At 56.9% G+C, this 17,960-nt stretch carries 14 protein-coding genes; 9 read left to right on the top strand and 5 right to left on the bottom strand.

Features of this window, described 5'->3' with window-relative positions:
• The coding region (locus ABYV26_RS06775; RefSeq protein ID WP_372679409.1) for a beta-ketoacyl synthase N-terminal-like domain-containing protein at positions 1 to 3,579 on the bottom strand (3,579 nt) is incomplete at its 3' end.
• A 209-nt stretch (positions 3,580 to 3,788) separates the two neighbouring features.
• Between ABYV26_RS06775 and ABYV26_RS06770 the strand changes: the two genes are divergently transcribed.
• A complete protein-coding gene (locus ABYV26_RS06770) occupies positions 3,789 to 4,355 on the top strand; it encodes a hypothetical protein (RefSeq protein WP_372679407.1) in 567 nt (188 codons plus the stop codon).
• On the opposite strand, the gene ABYV26_RS06765 is transcribed toward ABYV26_RS06770, so the two are convergent.
• The 4 genes from ABYV26_RS06765 to ABYV26_RS06750 all read right to left on the bottom strand — a co-directional run bounded on the left by ABYV26_RS06765 (position 4,336) and on the right by ABYV26_RS06750 (position 9,023).
• Positions 4,336 to 6,015 (bottom strand): PfaD family polyunsaturated fatty acid/polyketide biosynthesis protein, encoded by a 1,680-nt coding sequence (locus ABYV26_RS06765; protein WP_372679405.1) that lies wholly within the window; start codon positions 6,013 to 6,015, stop codon positions 4,336 to 4,338. The two genes, ABYV26_RS06770 and ABYV26_RS06765, sit on opposite strands and share 20 nt — an antisense overlap.
• A gap of 166 nt (positions 6,016 to 6,181) precedes the next feature.
• Positions 6,182 to 6,976, bottom strand: coding sequence for a hypothetical protein (locus tag ABYV26_RS06760; RefSeq protein ID WP_372679403.1), 795 nt, complete (start codon positions 6,974 to 6,976; stop codon positions 6,182 to 6,184).
• Between the two features lie 22 nt (positions 6,977 to 6,998).
• The gene (gene xerD, locus ABYV26_RS06755; protein WP_372679401.1) at positions 6,999 to 7,901 is read right to left on the bottom strand and encodes a site-specific tyrosine recombinase XerD; all 903 of its coding nucleotides are present in this window, start codon (positions 7,899 to 7,901) and stop codon (positions 6,999 to 7,001) included.
• A 3-nt stretch (positions 7,902 to 7,904) separates the two neighbouring features.
• Positions 7,905 to 9,023 (bottom strand): M24 family metallopeptidase, encoded by a 1,119-nt coding sequence (locus ABYV26_RS06750; RefSeq protein ID WP_372679399.1) that lies wholly within the window; start codon positions 9,021 to 9,023, stop codon positions 7,905 to 7,907.
• 172 nt (positions 9,024 to 9,195) lie between these two features.
• Between ABYV26_RS06750 and ABYV26_RS06745 the strand changes: the two genes are divergently transcribed.
• From ABYV26_RS06745 to ABYV26_RS06710, 8 genes are all read left to right on the top strand, one after another.
• The gene (locus ABYV26_RS06745; RefSeq protein ID WP_372679397.1) at positions 9,196 to 9,579 is read left to right on the top strand and encodes a hotdog domain-containing protein; all 384 of its coding nucleotides are present in this window, start codon (positions 9,196 to 9,198) and stop codon (positions 9,577 to 9,579) included.
• A 39-nt stretch (positions 9,580 to 9,618) separates the two neighbouring features.
• A complete protein-coding gene (gene elbB, locus ABYV26_RS06740) occupies positions 9,619 to 10,275 on the top strand; it encodes an isoprenoid biosynthesis glyoxalase ElbB (protein WP_372679395.1) in 657 nt (218 codons plus the stop codon).
• Positions 10,276 to 10,467: 192 nt separating this feature from the next.
• On the top strand, positions 10,468 to 12,888 hold the full coding sequence (locus ABYV26_RS06735; RefSeq protein WP_372679393.1) for an aldehyde ferredoxin oxidoreductase family protein: 2,421 nt from the start codon (positions 10,468 to 10,470) through the stop codon (positions 12,886 to 12,888).
• 53 nt (positions 12,889 to 12,941) lie between these two features.
• Positions 12,942 to 14,111 carry an iron-containing alcohol dehydrogenase gene (locus tag ABYV26_RS06730; protein WP_372679391.1) on the top strand — a complete coding sequence of 390 codons (1,170 nt, stop codon included), beginning with the start codon at positions 12,942 to 12,944 and terminating at the stop codon, positions 14,109 to 14,111.
• 54 nt (positions 14,112 to 14,165) lie between these two features.
• Positions 14,166 to 15,428, top strand: a complete 1,263-nt coding sequence (locus tag ABYV26_RS06725; protein ID WP_372679389.1) for an iron-containing alcohol dehydrogenase — start codon at positions 14,166 to 14,168, stop codon at positions 15,426 to 15,428.
• A complete protein-coding gene (gene gpt, locus ABYV26_RS06720; protein ID WP_372679388.1) occupies positions 15,425 to 15,922 on the top strand; it encodes a xanthine phosphoribosyltransferase in 498 nt (165 codons plus the stop codon). Before ABYV26_RS06725 ends, gpt begins: the two co-directional genes overlap by 4 nt.
• Positions 15,923 to 15,960: 38 nt before the next feature.
• Positions 15,961 to 16,917: a DUF3192 domain-containing protein gene (locus ABYV26_RS06715; RefSeq protein ID WP_372679386.1), complete on the top strand. Its 957-nt coding sequence runs from the start codon at positions 15,961 to 15,963 to the stop codon at positions 16,915 to 16,917.
• 250 nt (positions 16,918 to 17,167) lie between these two features.
• On the top strand, positions 17,168 to 17,656 hold the full coding sequence (locus ABYV26_RS06710) for a YbaK/EbsC family protein (RefSeq protein ID WP_372679384.1): 489 nt from the start codon (positions 17,168 to 17,170) through the stop codon (positions 17,654 to 17,656).
• The last annotated feature ends 304 nt before the right edge of the window (positions 17,657 to 17,960 follow it).

The raw sequence follows: 17,960 nt of genomic DNA, 5'->3' as shown, positions 1-17,960 counted from the left end.
GACCTGAGGCAGGTGGGGCATGCGCTCCTCCATGGCGGAGAGAATCTCCACCCGCTTGATGGAGTCGATGCCCAAGTCAGCCTCGATGTCCATCTCCATTCCCAGCATGTCGGCCGGATAGCCGGTCAGTTCCGCAACGATGTCGATCAGCGCCTTGGATATCGTTTCAGCGGCAAGGGCTGGTGTTGAATGTTGCCCTCCTTTTGTCGACGGATGTTTATGCGATAATGAATCAGCAGGATTGCCGGTTTCGGGCACCATTGCGGGATCGACGACAGCGACGGCATTGGCAGCGGTCGACGAGGTGAGGTCGACCATTGCCGACGGCCCGGGTGGATCCGGTTCCGGATGAACTACGGTCGTCTGGATGTCCGCAGCTGCCGTAAAGGCGGGCTCCGGGGCCGATCCCATGAACATCCGGGTGCTCTTGATCATTTCCTGGAGGGTTCGGCTGGCTTGTGCCTGGGTCTCCAGAAATTTCTGGTGTGCCTGCGCCGTTTGTTGCTGAAGCGACTGGATCGACTCCAATCCTTTCTGGACAATGGCCAGCGCCTCGCTCTTGTCGGCAGTGACGGTCGGGTTTGGTTTCCGGTCTCGTTCGACCGGGTTTTCGAGCGGGCCTCTCGCTGTGGGTGCAGGCATTGGCTTTCGGGTATCCATGGGCGTAGACGTATTGACCACGGTACGGTTGAGTGTCGGGACAGGCTGGCTTTCCACCCGGTGAGTGGGAGCCGTGACCGGTGGCCCGGTTGTCGCTGTCGACTTTTTCTTTCGGGGTGCCCGGTAGTTAGTTCCGGATAGTGGGATGGTCATTTTCCGCGGCCGTAAGGCCGGGGTTTCGGTTTCCCACTGGTTCAGGTCGAGGTCCACGCCAATAGCAGCCAGATGGCCGATGGCGTGGGCCAGGTCCATGATGCCCGAGGCTTTTCCGCAGGATCGGTCAAGGGTGATGACCGTGACATCGCCATCTTTAAGGGTCGATCGGACGAGCCCTGAAAGGACCGATTTGGGACCCACCTCGACGAATGTGCGGACGCCGGACTCGAAGAGATGGTCGACCGTTTCTTGAAAACGGACCGCCGAAGTCAGCTGTCGGCCAAGCAAATCGGCGCACTGTGAAGCATCGGATGGGTAGGGCGCCGCCGTTACATTGGCATATACCGGAATTCGGGTGGGGGTGAATGCCGCTTTGTCGGCGGCTATGAAAAATGGCTTTTGCGCCCTTTCCACGAGAGGGCTGTGAAAGGCGACAGAAACCGGCAGGGATATCGTTCGGAATCCCTTTTCGCTACATCTTGCCTTTGCCAGTTCAATGGCTTCGGTTGTACCGGACAACACACCTTGGTCGGGGCTGTTCAGGTTGGCCAGCACCACGCCGGGCATCTGATCGGCCAGTGCCTGCAAGTGATCGATCGGTGCGTTTACGGCCAGCATGGCACCGGCATCGCCATTTCTGCCGGCTTCGGCCATCAGACGTCCTCGCGTGACGCTCAGCGTGAGCAGGGTTTCCCGGTCGATCCAACCGGCTGCATATAGGGCAGGCAGTTCCCCGTAGCTGTGACCGCAGGTCGCATCCGGCCGTACATTGAAGTGCGCCAGCGCCGACAGCATGGCCAGGCTGACTGCTCCGATGGCGGGTTGGGCCACGTCGGTCCGGCGAAGGACATCCGCCTGTCCCTGCCGCTGGTCGTCGGAAAGCGCAGGGCGCGGATACAGGAGCTCCCACAGTGGCCGATCCTGTTCAAATCGGTTGCCGGCAGCCTGGACGGCTTCCATGGCACCGGGAAAACAGCACACCAGATCCCTGCCCATATGGGGGTATTGGCTTCCCTGGCCGGGAAACATGAAGGCGGTTTTCCCGGCAGCGTTGGGTTCCGGATGGTAATAGATCCCCTGAGCGGTCAAGACGGCTGGCTTGCCCTCGCTGACTACCGCCATGGCCTGTTGCAGTTTCGCTTCCAGCAGGCCGCTGTCAAGAGCGGTGTCTACCACCAGGATCAGCCGGTGAGGATGGTTGGAGGAAAAAGCAGTCCGAAGTCTTCTGGCCGTTCGCGACAGCGCGGCGGTATCGTAGGCATCGCCAAGACCTTCTATTAGCTGGTGAAGCCCTTTGCTGATGGCCGCTGTATCCGGTCCTGAGAAAGCCAAAATTTCCACTGATCCATCCCAGGCGATCTCTTTTTTGTCAGGCTGATACTCTTCGAGCACCACATGAAAATTGCTGCCGCCGAATCCAAAGGAACTGACACCGCTGCGACGCGGGGTGCCTTGGGCGCTAAACCAGGGCCGCGGGGAGGTATTGAGGTAAAAGGGGCTGGACTCGATTCCCAGCTTAGGGTCGGGTTTGCCCGCCTTGAGTGTGGGTGGGAGAACCTTGTTGTAGAGCGAAAGCGCCGATTTAATCAGCCCGGCAGCACCGGCTGCCGCTTTGGTATGGCCGATCATGGATTTTACCGACCCCAGTGCGCAGCCGTTGCCGTTGGGGTTGACCGCACCAAAGACTTTTTTCAGGGCGGTGAATTCCATCTCGTCACCCACCCGCGTGCCGGTGCCGTGGGCTTCCACCAACCCCACCGTTTCAGGCGAAAAGCCTGCATTTCGATAGGCCTCGACCAGCGCCCGGGCCTGACCGTCGGGTCGCGGTGCGTAGATGCTTTGCGATTTGCCGTCGCTGGAAGAACCGATGCCCCGGATGACTGCATAGATTCGGTCTGCATCACGCTCGGCATCCTCGAGCCGCTTCAACACCAGTATGCCGATGCCTTCACCCAGAACGGTGCCGTCGGCATCGGAGGAGAAGGGGCGTGCGTCGCCGGTGTGAGAAAGGACGCCGGTTTTGGAAAAGCACATGTGCATGAAGATGTCGTTGATGGTGTCTACACCCCCGGTGACCACCATGTTGCTTTTACCGGCAGCCAGCTCCATCAGTCCCAAATGAATGGCACCCAGGCTGCTGGCACAAGCCGCATCCACGACGCAGTTGGTGCCGCCAAGATTCAGTCGGTTGCAGATTCGGCCTGCCACCACATTACCCAGCAGTCCGGGGAAGGAATTTTCCTGCCAGGGCACGTAGCTATCCGAAATATCATCGATGATGGACGATTTTTGCTGGTCGCTGAGCCCTTTGTTTTCGAGCGCCTTGCGCCACAACGGATGGCCCAGGCGGGACCCTAAGGAGATGACCAGTTCCTGGGTGCCGGTAACGCCGAGGATGACGGAGGTATGCTCACGGTCAAACTCACGATCGTCTCCGTATCCGGCATCTGTCAGGGCCATTTTGGCGGCCACCAAACCCAGTAGCTGAGAGGTGTCCGTGGCCTCTAAGGATGCCGGTGGAATCCCGAATTCGGTGGGATCGAAGGGCATTGAAGGAATAAACCCGCCGCGATTGCAATAAATATGGTCCGGCTTTTTAGGATCGGTATCAAAATAGTCGTTCAACTGCCGATGGGTCGCCGGTGGATCGGTAATGCAGTCGATGCCCTTGAGCAGGGTCCGCCAGTATTCCTTTAGATTTCTCGATCTGGCAAACATGCCACCCATGCCAATGATGGCAACCGGCTGGTGAATAGAATTCATATTCGTTGTCATTTTAATTGGTTTTGGAACAATTAGTGTTGGTTTAGTCGATGGGCCGGGCGCGCAGGACGCCCTGCGCTTTCAGCGGCCGTACTTCTGCCAGAAAAATAAGATGCTAAATATAATTCATTGAAGCCTAAAAAACAAGGGATTGACACAAGAGATGTCACTTGTTAGGTAGGTATAACAACTAAGCAGGTTAAGCGTTTATGATTCATTACTATACCAATCGTGAAATATCGGAAAAACTCGAGATCAATCTCGCCCGCTGGAAACGCTGGTCCAGGTCCTTTCTCCCACCGGATCCGCTGGGGGGGATGCAATCGGGCTACGCGAGGCAGTATGCCTTTAAAGATCTGTTTAAAGTCTACTTGGGCGGTCACCTGCTGTCCCATCTGAAATTGTCCGTGCCGGACAGCCAGCAGGTGCTCAATGATTTGTCGACCTGGATGAAAAAAAATGGTTTTTTGGAATTGAATGGCGCAAATGGACCGGGAAGGCAAAGAAGCGGTCAATCCAATGGATACCGCATCTATTTTTGTCCTGTCAGGGCTTCTGGTGTCAACAAAGGATCAGGTTTTTGCTATCTCATCCGAAAAACCGTTGGCCGGCAATCGAATGAACTGACCCCCAGTCTTAACATCAAGGAAACGATTGAAGAGACCATCATTCATACCGATGCGACCGACAGCTGCTTTTTTCTTCAGGACCCGCATGTGCGCATGATCAACTTTTCACCGCTGTTCTACGCGCTGGTCAAAAAACTGGATCATTGACCCCTTCGAAATCGTACGGGCATAAGGACGATAGCTGCGCCTCAGCGATGGGGGACAGCATACCCGCGGCAACCGGCGGATCGACCCCCTGGTTTCTTAAGCCATTCAGTCGCGAAATCACCGCGGCGCCGTAGAGGAGGTTCAGGGCGACGGTTACCGTCTTACGGTTTTGCGGCGGTTCCAAAACGGACCCTTTGACCCACTCGTTGAAGGCACCCATGGCCGGACCGCACCAGATCTGATAGTCGATGACCCGATCTGGTGCGCCGCTTTTGGCCCAAAGCGACGCCCTCCCCAGATACGAGCGGAAGACCAGGGCCATTTTGTGTTTCGGATCCTTTAGCGCCCGATCAACCTGGACCGGGTCCCGTCGACTGAAATAGGCCTGTGTATGTTCCCATTCCTGCTCGAACGTGTGCTTCAGGAAGGATTCCTCCACCAGTTTTCGCTGGCCTTCCGGTACGTCTTCGAACCGGTCGTGAGTCCGATAGATATCGTAGAGCTTGGACCCACGCATGGAAAACATGGTGCCACGCTTGAGCACCTGAACCTTGACACCCATCTCGAACATGTCTGCAGCCGGTGCCATGATGACATCCGCCTGACGCGCCTCTGCCAGCATCCTTTTTACCAACGTGGAGGTGTCGGCCTCCACGCAGGATTGATTGACCGAACCGGTGAGGATGTATGCCGCCCCCATGGCAAAGGCGGCCGCGGCCGACTCAGGGGTGGCGATGCCGCCGGCAAGACCCACGCGCAAGGGCATGCCGTAACCGTGCTGCCTGGCCATCTCGTCACGAAGGGTCTTCATGGTGGGAAACAGGCACAGGGCCGGGCGGTTGTCTGTGTGACCGCCCGAGTCCGCTTCGGCGGTCAAGTCCTGTGCCATGGGTATCTGGCGGGCCATTTCTGCCTGTTCGTCGGTGATCTTGCCCTGTTTTTTGAGGCGTTGAAGGATTTTTTCCGCCGGTGGGGAAAAAAATTTGCGGGCGACCTCTTCACGGGAGACCTTGGCCATGATCCGATTGGGGCAGACGATCTTGCCCTGATCGTTTCGATGAATGCCGTGGATGCGATATTGAACCAGGGGCACCGTCAGGTCCAGGTACGCGGATGCCGAAACCAGTCGGATCCCTCTGGCCAGGTAAAGGTCAACGGTTTTCTGTTCCAAATCCATATCGCTGGGGCTGTGGATCAGGTTGAAGCCGAAGGGTCGGTCAGCCAGGTTTTTTTGAAGGGTGTCGATGGCCGATTCGATCTGGTCGATGGGTAGTCCACCGGCTCCAAAAAACCCGATCATACCGGCCCTGCCGGCAGCCTCCACCATGGCCGTCGATGTGATGCCGTTGGCCATGGCCCCGCAGACGTAGGCGAAATTCAAACCATGATCCGATTTAAAGCCAGGGTCACCGAGCGACGCCAAGGCAAGGGGCGGCGACCACCCCAACAGCCGGTAGCAGTTGGATGCCGCTTGCGTGTGCGGTCCGATGGTGGCCGTCCCTTCCTGTGCTACACCGATTTGGCCGTTGACGTCGACCACATAAAAGGGTCGCGAAAGCTGGCGCAGGGCTTCACAAAATGCCTTCTCTCCGGTTCTTGGCAAGTAATGGTCGGTTTTCCAGAACCCGTGGGGTTTCAATGTCGTATCGGTGTGGGTCAAACTGCTGCTCCCTGTTGGTGAACCGCTGTTAATGGACTTTACTTGTTTTCGACTGAATGTCTCAACGCATGTTCCCTTATCCAAGCCGCTGCTGTCTGTCAACCCGATTGAAATCAATAAATAAACCCAGTGTTTAACCGCTGAAGGCAATATTGGAAAAGCTGTCTTACGATTCGGGTCTTGTAAATACCGCTTCGTCCAGCCGATTCGAGATGATGCCAATCACCTGGCGCAAGATGCGGTCTTCAGGCAGTGAACGGGCGATGGCGGCTAGATCCCCTCTCTTTTTGGCCTGCCTGAATGTTTCGGGGTAGTTTAGATCGAATACCCAGCTGAGTTGGAGCAGTTTAAAATCATTCAGGCTTCTCATGTCCTGAAATCTTGCCATGCGCTTTTCAACAATGGCCTTGACGATGTTTTCCTCCCATCTCGGCAGGTCTGCCAGATGCTGGACGATGGCTGGTTCGGGGCGTTGGTGATGCCGGCAATAATCGGCAAACACCTTCCAGATGTCCAGTTTGTCGGCATCCCGGATCAAGCGCATGAAAACGGTGCCTGCCGGCGGTTGATCGCCTGGAAGGGCCGGGGCGTTGTGAAAGCGGATGGCGTCGATGATCGTGGTTTTTTCATCGGCCGCCAGCGTCTCCAACACGGCGGTTTGATTCAACACATCGATGCTCAAGCGTGCATGATTGGCCGATTGCCGGTCGTTGAACGTACGGAAACGGCGATACTGCTCAAAACGTCCCAGGTCATGAAACAGGCCAACCGTCTCCGCCAGGCACATCTGTCCATCGGTCAAATCGACGGAACGTCCCAGCAGGCACATGTTGTCGCAAACCCTTGCCGTATGCGCTATCTTCAGCACCAGCGGGCTATCTGTCTGCGTATCGCCCGTCAGAAAGGAGTGGGTGTAAGCTTTGAACCACGCCTTGAGGCGGATGAGTTGGTTATTTTGCATAATCGATGGTTGTCATCTGGGGTTATCCTCTGGGATGGTATTTCTTGTGGGCTTCCACCAGTTGCCGGTGGGCGACATGGGTGTAGATTTGGGTGGTTGAGATGTCCGCGTGACCCAGCATCATCTGCACGGCCCGAAGGTCGGCACCTCCTTCGAGCAGATGCGTCGCGAAGGAGTGCCGCAAGCTGTGGGGGCTGATCTTTTTTTTTATTTTTGCCAGCCGGCCATATCGGTTCACCAGGTTCCAGAAACTCTGGCGGGTCATGGCACTGCCCCGCCGGGTGACAAACAGATCCACGCTGGAACGGTTTTTCAACAGCAGCGGACGCGAGCGGTCCAAATAATCGTGGATAGCATTCAAGGCCATCCGGCCGACGGGAACCACCCGTTCCTTGGATCCCTTGCCGAACACCCTGACGAATCCTGCCTCCAGGTTGATGCCGGTCATTGCCAATCGGATCAGTTCCGATACCCGCAAACCGGCACCGTATAGCAGTTCCAGCATGGCAGCGTCCCGCAATCCCTCGGGTTGGTTCCGGTCCGGCGCATCGATCAACGCTTCTACATCACTTACGGTCAATACGTCGGGAAGGCGCAATCCGATTTTGGGCAGGTCGACCTGCTGCGCCGGATTTTTTTCGATAATTTTTTCAGCGGTCAGAAATTTGAAAAAACCCCGAAGGCTAACCAGGTGACGGGCGCGGGACCGGGCGCCCAATCCCCGGTTCCTCAGATGGATCAGGTAGGCCAGAATCAGTCCCGTGTCGATATCTGAAACGGAAGTCGTTTTTTTTTCCAGAAATCGGCCGAATCGGATCAGGTCCGTACTGTAGGCAGCGATGGTTTTTTCGCCCAGGCCTTTTTCCATGACCAGGAAGGTCTGGTATTGATCCACGCGCAAAACAAAGTCGGATGTGCCGTCCATCGTCTACACCCGTACCCGGGGGTCAAAGGGATTGGCATCGTTGAGCACTTGGGCCCCATCCGGACGGACCACGACCTGGTTTTCCATGCGTATTCCCCCCCAACCCGGCAGATAGACGCCCGGCTCCACGGTGACGACCATTCCCGCTTCCAACCGGTCATCTTTGATCGGACTCAACCGGGGGGCCTCATGAACCGCCAGGCCGGTGCCGTGACCCAGGCTGTGGCCAAATTTGCCTGCATAACCCTTTTGGTCGATATGGTCCCGGGCGATTTTATCCACCCGGGTGCCGCTGACGCCAGCCTTGATGGCGGCAATGGCCATGTCTCTGGCTTTGACAACCGTGTCAAACACTTTTTTGAAGCGGTCGTCCGGTTCACCCATCACCACGGTTCGGGTGGTGTCCGAGCAGTATTCGTTCAAACGGGCGCCCCAGTCGAAGAGGATGGGCTCCCCCCGGTTCAGCGGGCGGTCCGTGGGAATGGCGTGAGGCAGTGCGCTGTTGGGGCCCGAAGCCACAATAACGGGAAAGGACAACCCCTGCGCGCCGCTTTCGCGCATGGCTTTTTCCATGGCCCAGGCCGCCTGCCTTTCCGTCATGCCCGGGCGAATGGTATCAAGAACTTGCGAGAAGGCCTGCTCAGCCAACCGCAGGGCATTGGTGATTCGTTGGATTTCGTTTTCAGATTTGATTTGGCGAAGTGCTTCCACCATGTTCTCTGTGGGAACCAGGGTGACCGGCGACTTGTGTTTCCCCAGGGCGTCGGCGAAGGCTGAGTGATTTTTATGGGAAAGGCGCACACTCTCGAAACCGAGCCGGTGAATGCCCAAGGATTTGGCAATCTCCGGCAGCTCTTTTTCGAGGCCGCTTTTATGGCAGACAATCTCAAACCCGGCTGCCTCGGCACTTGCCTGCAATTCATAGCGGCTGTCGGTGGCCAGCACCAGGCGGCGACCGGATATGATCAGCACGCCGGCGCTTTCATCGAACTGGGAGTCCTCTGCGGTAAAGCCGCTCAAATAGTAGCGGTTCTCCTGGACCGATACCATCAGGGCGTCCAGTTTCTTTTCAGCCAGAGCCTGCCTGATTGTGGTAATGCGTTTTTGGACAATCGAATTCAAAACCACTCCTTTCGTTCGATGATGACGGGATTCCCGCTCGCAAACGATTGACAGCATTACCCCCTTTTTATTATGATTAAAACCTCTTTTCAAGCCACGCCGTCAACAATCGACTGTTTCATTTCCACTGACCCGGGCATCGCAACTGCCCGACACGATTCTGGAGGTTCGGATGAATATCGACACGCATGGTCACATCGATCAGTCCCTGTGCGGCAAACCATTGTTCGTGGAAGGCGGGAACAGCCAGGTTGAACTCGTAACCACACCGCAAATGGCTGCCGACGAGCAGGGATTGGTCCACGGTGGATTTATCTTCGGTGCCGCGGATTATGCAGCCATGATTGCGGTGAATCATCCCCATGTGGTCCTCGGGGCCTCGGATGTAAAATTTCTTAAACCGGTGCGGGTGGGTGAGACAGTGATTGCACGGGCACGGGTCCAGGAGGTCAAGGGCAAGAAATACTGGGTCTCCGTGAGTGTGACCAAAGATGGTGAGGAACTCTTTCAAGGCATGTTCACCTGTTTTGTTCTGGACAAGCATGTATTGGAATAATGGGCGCTTCACCGTTTACAGAAAGCGAAAGGAATTCAAATGAGTAAAAGAATTGGTGTCTTATTGTCAGGTTGCGGCGTTTTTGACGGTGCAGAAATCCACGAGTCGGTGCTGACCCTTCTGTTCCTGGATCGAGCGGGCGCTTCGGTTCTGTGCATGGCGCCGAATGTGGATCAACTGCATGTCATCAACCATTTGACCCAGCAGCAAGAGGATGAACGGCGAAATGTGCTGGTGGAGTCCGCCCGCATCGCCAGGGGCGAAATCCAGGATGTCGCTTCGGTCAGCGCCGACGACATGGATGCCCTGATCATTCCCGGCGGGTTCGGTGCGGCCAAAAATCTCAGTGATTTTGCGGTCAATGGCCCTGAGGCGCAGGTCCATCCACAGGTGCAACGGCTTTTGGCGGACATGGCAGGTTGTTCAAAACCCATCGGCGCCTTGTGCATTGCCCCGGCAACCCTGACGCGCGCCCTGTCCGAAAGATCCCCCCAGGTAACCATCGGCAATGATGTCGGCACCGCAGCGGCCATCGAATCCATGGGCGGGAAGCATAGGGTTTGCAGCGTGTCGGACGTTTGCGTGGATGAAAAAAACCGAATTGTCACCACACCGGCCTATATGCTGGGACCCGGTATCAAGGACGTGGCCGCCGGCATAGAAAAACTGGTCGCCAAAATCCTCTCCCTTTGCTGATCGAACGGATGGTCCCATCAGCATCTGTCGGCCCACGAACCTATATGATCTCAATTAATAGGCAAACTGACCGTACCCATTGTCCTGAATTTTAAAATGATGTACGTTGTCCAATCGGATCCGAATCCATCGTCCTGCCTGGCGTCATCTGCAGGTATGTTGCGCTCACGCTAAACGGTTAGGAACCCATGCATGAAAACAATCGTCGGAACCAGCAACCGGATGGTGCAGGTCAACCTGTCGACCGGCCAGGTAGAAGAATTCCAGGTGGATGCGAATGACCGCCAGCGTTTTCTGGGTGGCAAGGGGCTTGGGCTCAAATTGCTCTACGACCGAATGGATCCCGGCATCGATGCGCTGGGAGAGCAGAACTGGCTGGCATTCATGATGGGCGTGCTCATGGGCACCGGCGCACCGTGTTCGGGGCGCTTTTCGGCCATCACCAAATCGCCGCTGACCGGCATCATGCTGCATTCGTCCTGCGGTGGACCCTTCGGCATGGCCTACAAGACCGCCGGCTACGATGGGTTGCTGATCTCCGGCAAGGCGCCGTCACCGGTCGTGATCGATGTCGATGAAAACGACGTGCGCATTGTGGACGGCAGCGACTGCTGGGGACTGGATTCCCAAGCGGTTCAAAAACAGCTGAATCCGGATGGAAAGGCCGGTGTGCTTGCGATCGGACCGGCTGGTGAAAACCAGGTGTTGATCGCGAATGTGGCTTCCGGCCATCGGTTTCTGGGTCGCGGCGGCATGGGGGCGGTGATGGGGTCCAAAAACCTGAAGGCCATCGTTGCCCGGGGCAAAGCCTGCAAAATCGTCCCTGCCAATCCAAAGCTGTTCAATCGGACGAAAAGAAGGGCGGCCGGATATATCGAAAAAAATCCGGTGACCTCCGACGACTACCGCAACTACGGCACCAGCAGCCATGTCAACTGGTGCAACGACGGCGGCATCCTGCCGGTGAAAAATTTCCAGGAAGGCAGCCATCCCCAGGCCGATCAGGTATCTGGCCAGACCATGCGGCAGCGTTACCATGCCTCACCCAGCACCTGCAAACCCTGTTCGATCATGTGCGGGCACAAGGGCACCCATTCTGACGGCAGCGTCCACCAGATTCCGGAGTATGAAACCGTGGGCCTGCTGGGTCCCAACCTGGGCATCTTCGAACCGGACACCATCAGCGCATTCAACGACCGATGCGGCCTGTTGGGCATGGACACCATCTCCGCCGGCTCCGTTCTGGCCTGGTGCATGGAAGCCGGTGAGAAGGGCTTGATCCCCACCGGTCTGAAGTTTGGTGTTGCCGAGGGAATTGCCCAGGCACTGGATGACATGGCCTGGCGACGGGGTTTCGGCGACGAGATGGCCAACGGCACGCGACTGCTGTCCAAGCGGTACGGCGGCGCGGACTTTGCCATCCAGATCAAAGGACTGGAAATGCCCGCTTACGATCCCAGGGGCGCCTGGGGCCAGGGGCTGGCCTACGCCGTCGCCAACCGGGGTGCCTGTCACCTGTCCGCAACCACCTTTGCCCTGGAAGTGGCCTTCGGTTTTCTCAACCCATACACGACCCGCGCCAAAGCACGATTCGTCGTGTTTTTCGAAAATCTGAATGCGGCGATCAACTCCCTGCACACCTGCCAGTTTACCTCCTACGCCTATGTGCTCGAGCCGCCCATTGTCAAATATACCCCCAAATTCCTGCTGCGCCTGATCATGCAGTACCTGCCGGCCGTTGCCATCATGCTCATGGACATCAGCATCTTTTCAAAGTTCTGGCGGTCGGTGACCGGTCTGCGGTTGAACCAATGGCAGATGCTCAAAGCCGGTGCACGTATCCATGTGCTCGAGCGCACCATGAACACCGGTGAAGGAATATCCCGTAAAGACGACACATTGCCGAGACGATTTCTCACCGAAGGGCGCGGGAGTGACGCCAAAAAACGGACGGTTCCCTTGCAACCCATGCTCGATGCCTATTACCGGCTTCGGGGATATGATCCCCACGGCATTCCATCCGCAAAAACCCTGAGGCGGCTGGGAATAACACCCAAATGGGACATGCGAACCGACCCCCGGTTGCACCAATTCAAGATGATGTCACCCGGCGGCAAACCGGTCAAACGGTTATATTTATCGATCATGCTCTGGTTTATGGGGCGGGCCATCCAGGCCGCCGCCCGGGTGGATCGGGAGGTGCGCAAGGCCTTCGAGACCATCCCCGACGGATTCACCTTCGCCCTGACCGTCGCACCTGACGGTCCGGCCATGGTCGTGGGCAAGAATAAAGCCGGCAAGGTTAGCTATCTGGGCGCCAATTCCAAAGAACGGTATATCGATCTGAAGATGACCATAAAAAACATCGAGGCGGCGATCCTGCTTTTCACATTTCAGGAGGCCACGGTCACGGCAGTGGCCAGGGACCGTTTGATTGTGGACGGGGAAGTTCCCGCCGCCTGCACGGTGGTCCGCATTCTGGACATGGTTGAGGTTTTTCTTCTGCCCAGACGGCTGGCTTGCCTGGCGGTCCGGCGCTGCCCCCAGTGGCCACCCTTTCGAAAATATGTTGGCCGCGCCCTGATATACCTGCGCGCGGTGGCCGGCCTTTGATCGTGTTGCCGTGCGAATGGAGTTGTGCCTTTATCAAATTAGAGGAGTGATCGATGCGCTTGCCTGAGGCGTTTTCCTTTTCCAGTCCTTTGAAAATTAACTGCGGCAGCCGTGCGCTGGAGAACTTGCCCACTGAACTGGCCGCTTTCAATGCCAATGCACCGCTGATTCTGGCCAATCGTGACCAGGTCGGCAAAAAACGGGTCAACACCCTGATCGATGCGTTCAAGACCTCGGGATTGACGCTGGGCATCTACGATCGCCTGCCGGATCAGCCACAACCGGATTTGATGCCAGTACTGGCGCGAATCTATCGGGATGGGGGATGCGACAGTGTCGTCGTCCTTGGCCATGGTTCGGTGGTGGACACGGCAAAATGCCTGAATTTGATGGTTTCTGCAGGTTTTCAGGGAAGACTCGATGGTGCCGGCAGGGACGTTACCGACCCTGGACCACTTCGTCCTTTGATGCTGGTGGCCACGGCCGGCGGGAACGGTGATGAAGTGACCGGTTTTGCCGATGACGGAGTTCGGCGCCTGTGTTCTCCACGACTGATCCCCACGGTTGCCTTTATCGATCCGTCAATGATGAAGGATCACGATGACCGCGATGTGGTGGATGGCGCGCTGATCGCCCTTGTTCATGCCGTGGAGGCGTTCCTCGATGATACTGCCGGGCCCATGTGCCGCGCATACGCTCACACAGCCATCAGCCTGATCGTGAAACATCTGCCTGCCGTCCTTCGAAAAACCGATCGAAAAAAAAGTCTCTGTGCCGCAGTCAATGGTCAGGTGGCTGCCGGTTGTGCCTTTTTCAGTTCCACTCCGGGCCTCTGCCATCTCCTGGCCACCCGGTTGAAGGAGGGTACCGATCTTCCCCTCGGTTTTTTAATGGCCATTCTGCTGCCTCATATGGTGGCTGAAGTCGGGGTCAACCAGCCGGAGCGGGTGGGTGAACTGATGTATCCCATGGTGGGGGCGGACATTTTCGCCGTGACTGCCGCCGATCTTAAGACACCGCGCACCATTGCCCTGTTCTGGGAGTTTTTCGATGCATTAAACGCCGAATTGTCGGTCCAAATCCCGTCGGCCATCGGTGATACCGACTTGACGGGAGAACAGATTGAACGGGCCCAGTCACGGCTGGCCAGCGATCCATCCGACGATCTGGTGGCCCGAATCCTTGAGGGTGCAAGGCGCGGGGTCAGCGCGATAGACAACTGAGGTGACCCCTGGCTGAAAAATTCTGTTTTGAAAAACGCTTCAGAGGAGTCGAACATGCACGTCCCGGGCTACTACGAATTTTTTTGTCCCGTTAAAATCGTCGCCGGCCACCATGCCTTGGAAAAGATACCTCAACTGCTTAACGAATTTGGGGCTCAACGCCCCTTGATCATAACGGATAAAGGGGTCGTCGCCGCCGGCCTGGTTGATATCGTCGGCGAGGCCATTTCTCCGGTTGTCCGAATCGGTGCCGTCGCAGACGATGTGCCGCCGGATTCGGACCTGGCGGTGGTCGTTCGGCTTGCCGCGGTCTACCGGGAACGCGGCTGCGACGCGATCGTTGCCGTGGGTGGTGGCTCGGTGATGGATACGGCCAAAGGCGTCAATATCCTGGTATCAGAAAATAGCGATGACCTGATGCAATTTTCCGGTGCCGGCAAGCTTACGAGACGGTTAAAGCCCCTGGTGGCCATTCCCACCACTGCAGGCACGGGCTCGGAAGTCACTTTGGCGGCAGTGATCGCCGACCACGCCCGAAACCTGAAAATGCTCTTTACCTCCTATTTCCTGATGCCGGATATGGCTGTCCTGGACCCGCGCATGACCCTGACCCTGCCCCCGGCAATCACGGCAGCCACCGCCATGGACGCCCTGACCCACGCCGTGGAGGCTTTTACCTGCCTGGCCAAAAATCCGCTCAGTGACGCCCATGCCCTGCTGGCCATTGAATTGATTGGTAAAAATTTGCTGAAGGTGATAAACGAATCGGAAAACGCAGACGGGCGTCTTGCGCTGGCCGTGGCTGCAACCCTGGCCGGGGTGGCCTTTTCCAACGCCATGGTGGGCATGGTGCATACCTTGGGCCATTCCGTGGGTGCGGTTTGCGGGGTGCACCACGGTACCTGCATGGCCATCTTGCTCCCCTATGGTCTGGAGTACAATATGCATAAAAATGGTGATTTGACCGCCCAGTTGCTGTTGCCGCTGTCAGGCGCGCGCGTCTATGCACAGACGCCGGCGCACTTGCGGGCTGAGCACACCATTGCCGCCATACGGCATCTAAACCAGCGCCTCCACCAAGAGACCGGCGGCCGCCACGGCAGGTTTTTCAAGGAGATTACCGGTCCCGACGGCAGTGCCCGGGTGCCGGCGGATAGTATCGACGCCATCGCGGACAAAGCACTGGGAGACGGTACCATTTTCTACAATCCAGAGGAACTGGACCGCGATGACCTGATAATGGTCATGTCCCACGCCTGGTCCGGTGCGCCTCTGGATCGGAATCTCGTGAAGAAGGGCCGGCTGCAAATACGATGACCAACGGTCGAGAAGACACTTACCATCGAACCTATCCTGTTTCATGGGAACAATTGCACCGCGACGCCCGGGCGATGTCCTGGCGCCTGATCGAACTGGGTCCCTGGAACGGCATCATCGCCATCACCCGGGGCGGCCTGGTACCCGCCGCCATCATTGCACGGGAACTGGACATCCGACTGGTTGACACCGTCTGCATTGCAAGTTACGCTGGCCGACATCAGGGCCAGATTCAGGTGCTCAAATCCACGACCGGTGACGGCGACGGCTGGCTGTTGATAGACGATTTGGTGGACACGGGCAAAACGGCTAAACGGGTTCGTGAAATGGTTCCCAGGGCCCACTTCGCCACCGTTTATGCCAAACCGGCCGGCCGGCCCCTGGTCGATACATTTATGACTGAGGTGAGCCAGGATACCTGGATACTGTTTCCCTGGGACGCGGAAATTCAGTTTGCCCAACCCATTGCGGGACAAAAACAGCAGGATCAGTAAGCATGATCCCCGTATCAAGGAAGAAGGAGATTAGTGCAATGCGAATCGGGGTGGTCATTTTCATCTCAGCATTTTTGCTGACCGCTTGTGTCCATCTGGACATCAACAAAACCATCAATGCCTTAAAAAGAATTCAGCCAGGAGACTCCCAGGAGGTCGTTTTCGAGGCCCTGGGCCCGCCGGATCTTCGAAATGATATCAGCGACCAGCGCTTTGTGGCCTATTATCAGACCATGGCCGGGGATTCATCGGATTCACCGGTGACCGCCGAGTTGTGTACGCCGATCGCCTTTGAAAACGGACAGGTGGTTGCCGTTGACGGTGATATCGCCGAACGCTGGACCCGGGAGGAAGAAGCGCGTGTCCGCCTGGCGGCAATCGCCGAGGCCGAACGGCAACAGGCTGAAATGGCCGAGGCTGAGGCGCAGCGCGCAGAGGCAACGCGTCAGAAAAAAATCGAGGCCCTTGAAAACGAAGTCAAGCCGGTTCCTGGGGGCAATGCCGCCTTGAACCTGAAGCTCTACCGCCAATTGCTGGCCCTGGATCCTGATAATTCCCGGTATCAGAAAAAGGTGGCCTTTTATGAAGAGCGACTGGCCAAACAAAAAAAGGCCGAACAAGAACGCGCCGTTCTAGCCGCTAAAGCCAAACGCCGGCAGGCGTGGGATCAGGCTCGTGAGGGGCGCAACACACGGCTGAGGCAATACACCGGAAACGGCATCGCAGAGATGGCTGTGCACGACATGGGCAACGGTTCGCTGTACGTCTGGGTGAAAAATGTCGGCCGACAGATTATCACCACCCATCCCGATCATTTTACCCTGATGGACAGCGAAGACAAGGTGGTCAAGGGTGAGATCAGCGACAGCCTGGACAGCGTGTTGGAACCCGGTAGTATTTCGCACGGCAAGATTGAATACAACCCTGAGATCGAACCCAAGGAGCTGATCTTCCAAAACCGGGAGTCGGGTCGAATTTCAAAATCATTCCAGTAACCGCTACCGCTCATGATGAGAAAACCGCACGATCCGGATGGCCGGGGTGCGGTTTTTTCGTTTGAAGCAGCGGGTGGCTGGTTTATCTGAATTTGCCCGTTAACCGCAGCAACTACCATCGGTGCAAATGACTATGAAAATCAGATGCGACTTGATATAAATCACCATTGCTGTCAACCGGTTTCTGGATAAACGGCCGTCCCATGATCCATTGCCATGGGTCTACGGTATGCCCGACAAGGGAAGTCGAATGAACAGGCCCAGATATCCGATCACCCCAGCTATTCGGTTCCTGCGTGCCAAGCGGGTGGATTTTCAGCCATTCCTTTACACCTACACCGACCGCGGCGGCGCCCGCCAGGCCGCTATGGAATTGCGCATCCCTCAGCATCGGGTGGTGAAAACCCTGGTGATGGAAACCGACGATCAGTCACCGCTGCTGGTGCTCATGCATGGCGATCAGGCGGTTTCGACCCGGACACTGGCCCGTGTCCTCGGTGCGAAAAAGGTGCTGCCCGTTCGGCCTGAAAAAGCCCTGAATTGCACCGGATACCCGGTCGGCGGCATCAGCCCTTTCGGCACCCGGCAAGACATGCCGGTTTATGTGCAGGCCACTATTCTGGAAATGAAAACGATATACATCAACGGCGGCAAGCGGGGGTATATCGTGGCTGTCGACCCGATGGTGCTGTTGAAGACCTTGTCCGCCATCCCCGTTTCTGTAGCTGCTGTTCCCTGATGGCTCGGTTTTTCAGAAACCGTGTGCCCTGCGACTTAAATAGCCCATCGGAATCCGGTCTGTATGGCTTTTGATCGGCTAAGTGCTTGCCAAAGAGAGACCGGTTGCTTTATATTCGAGGCAATCTTACTTTTGGCCGATCTGCCATGAAAGGCGCCACGAGACAGCCGCGGCGAATATGGCAGGCCATCGCAACAAAGGGGAAGAAAACGCATGCCACATAGCGAACTGAAGGTCCTGGAGGGCGTCTGCCAGCGCATCAGCCTCAATATTCCTGAAAGCTGCCCGTGGCGATGGGACAAGG

Source organism: Desulfosarcina sp. (assembly GCF_041551955.1).
In the GTDB taxonomy this organism is placed as follows: Bacteria; Desulfobacterota; Desulfobacteria; order Desulfobacterales; family Desulfosarcinaceae; genus Desulfosarcina.
Note: the sequence above shows the minus strand (reverse complement) of the source record. Positions and strands in the feature narration are given on the sequence as shown.

What these genes read in the sequence shown, in the direction of transcription:
- gpt (WP_372679388.1), top strand. Translation starts at nt 15,425, where the DNA reads ATGACCAACGGTCGAGAAGACACTTACCATCGAACCTATCCTGTTTCA.
- ABYV26_RS06760 (WP_372679403.1), bottom strand. Translation starts at nt 6,976, where the DNA reads ATGCAAAATAACCAACTCATCCGCCTCAAGGCGTGGTTCAAAGCTTAC.
- ABYV26_RS06730 (WP_372679391.1), top strand. Translation starts at nt 12,942, where the DNA reads ATGCGCTTGCCTGAGGCGTTTTCCTTTTCCAGTCCTTTGAAAATTAAC.
- ABYV26_RS06715 (WP_372679386.1), top strand. Translation starts at nt 15,961, where the DNA reads ATGCGAATCGGGGTGGTCATTTTCATCTCAGCATTTTTGCTGACCGCT.
- elbB (WP_372679395.1), top strand. Translation starts at nt 9,619, where the DNA reads ATGAGTAAAAGAATTGGTGTCTTATTGTCAGGTTGCGGCGTTTTTGAC.
- ABYV26_RS06745 (WP_372679397.1), top strand. Translation starts at nt 9,196, where the DNA reads ATGAATATCGACACGCATGGTCACATCGATCAGTCCCTGTGCGGCAAA.
- ABYV26_RS06735 (WP_372679393.1), top strand. Translation starts at nt 10,468, where the DNA reads ATGAAAACAATCGTCGGAACCAGCAACCGGATGGTGCAGGTCAACCTG.
- ABYV26_RS06770 (WP_372679407.1), top strand. Translation starts at nt 3,789, where the DNA reads ATGATTCATTACTATACCAATCGTGAAATATCGGAAAAACTCGAGATC.
- ABYV26_RS06725 (WP_372679389.1), top strand. Translation starts at nt 14,166, where the DNA reads ATGCACGTCCCGGGCTACTACGAATTTTTTTGTCCCGTTAAAATCGTC.
- ABYV26_RS06710 (WP_372679384.1), top strand. Translation starts at nt 17,168, where the DNA reads ATGAACAGGCCCAGATATCCGATCACCCCAGCTATTCGGTTCCTGCGT.
- xerD (WP_372679401.1), bottom strand. Translation starts at nt 7,901, where the DNA reads ATGGACGGCACATCCGACTTTGTTTTGCGCGTGGATCAATACCAGACC.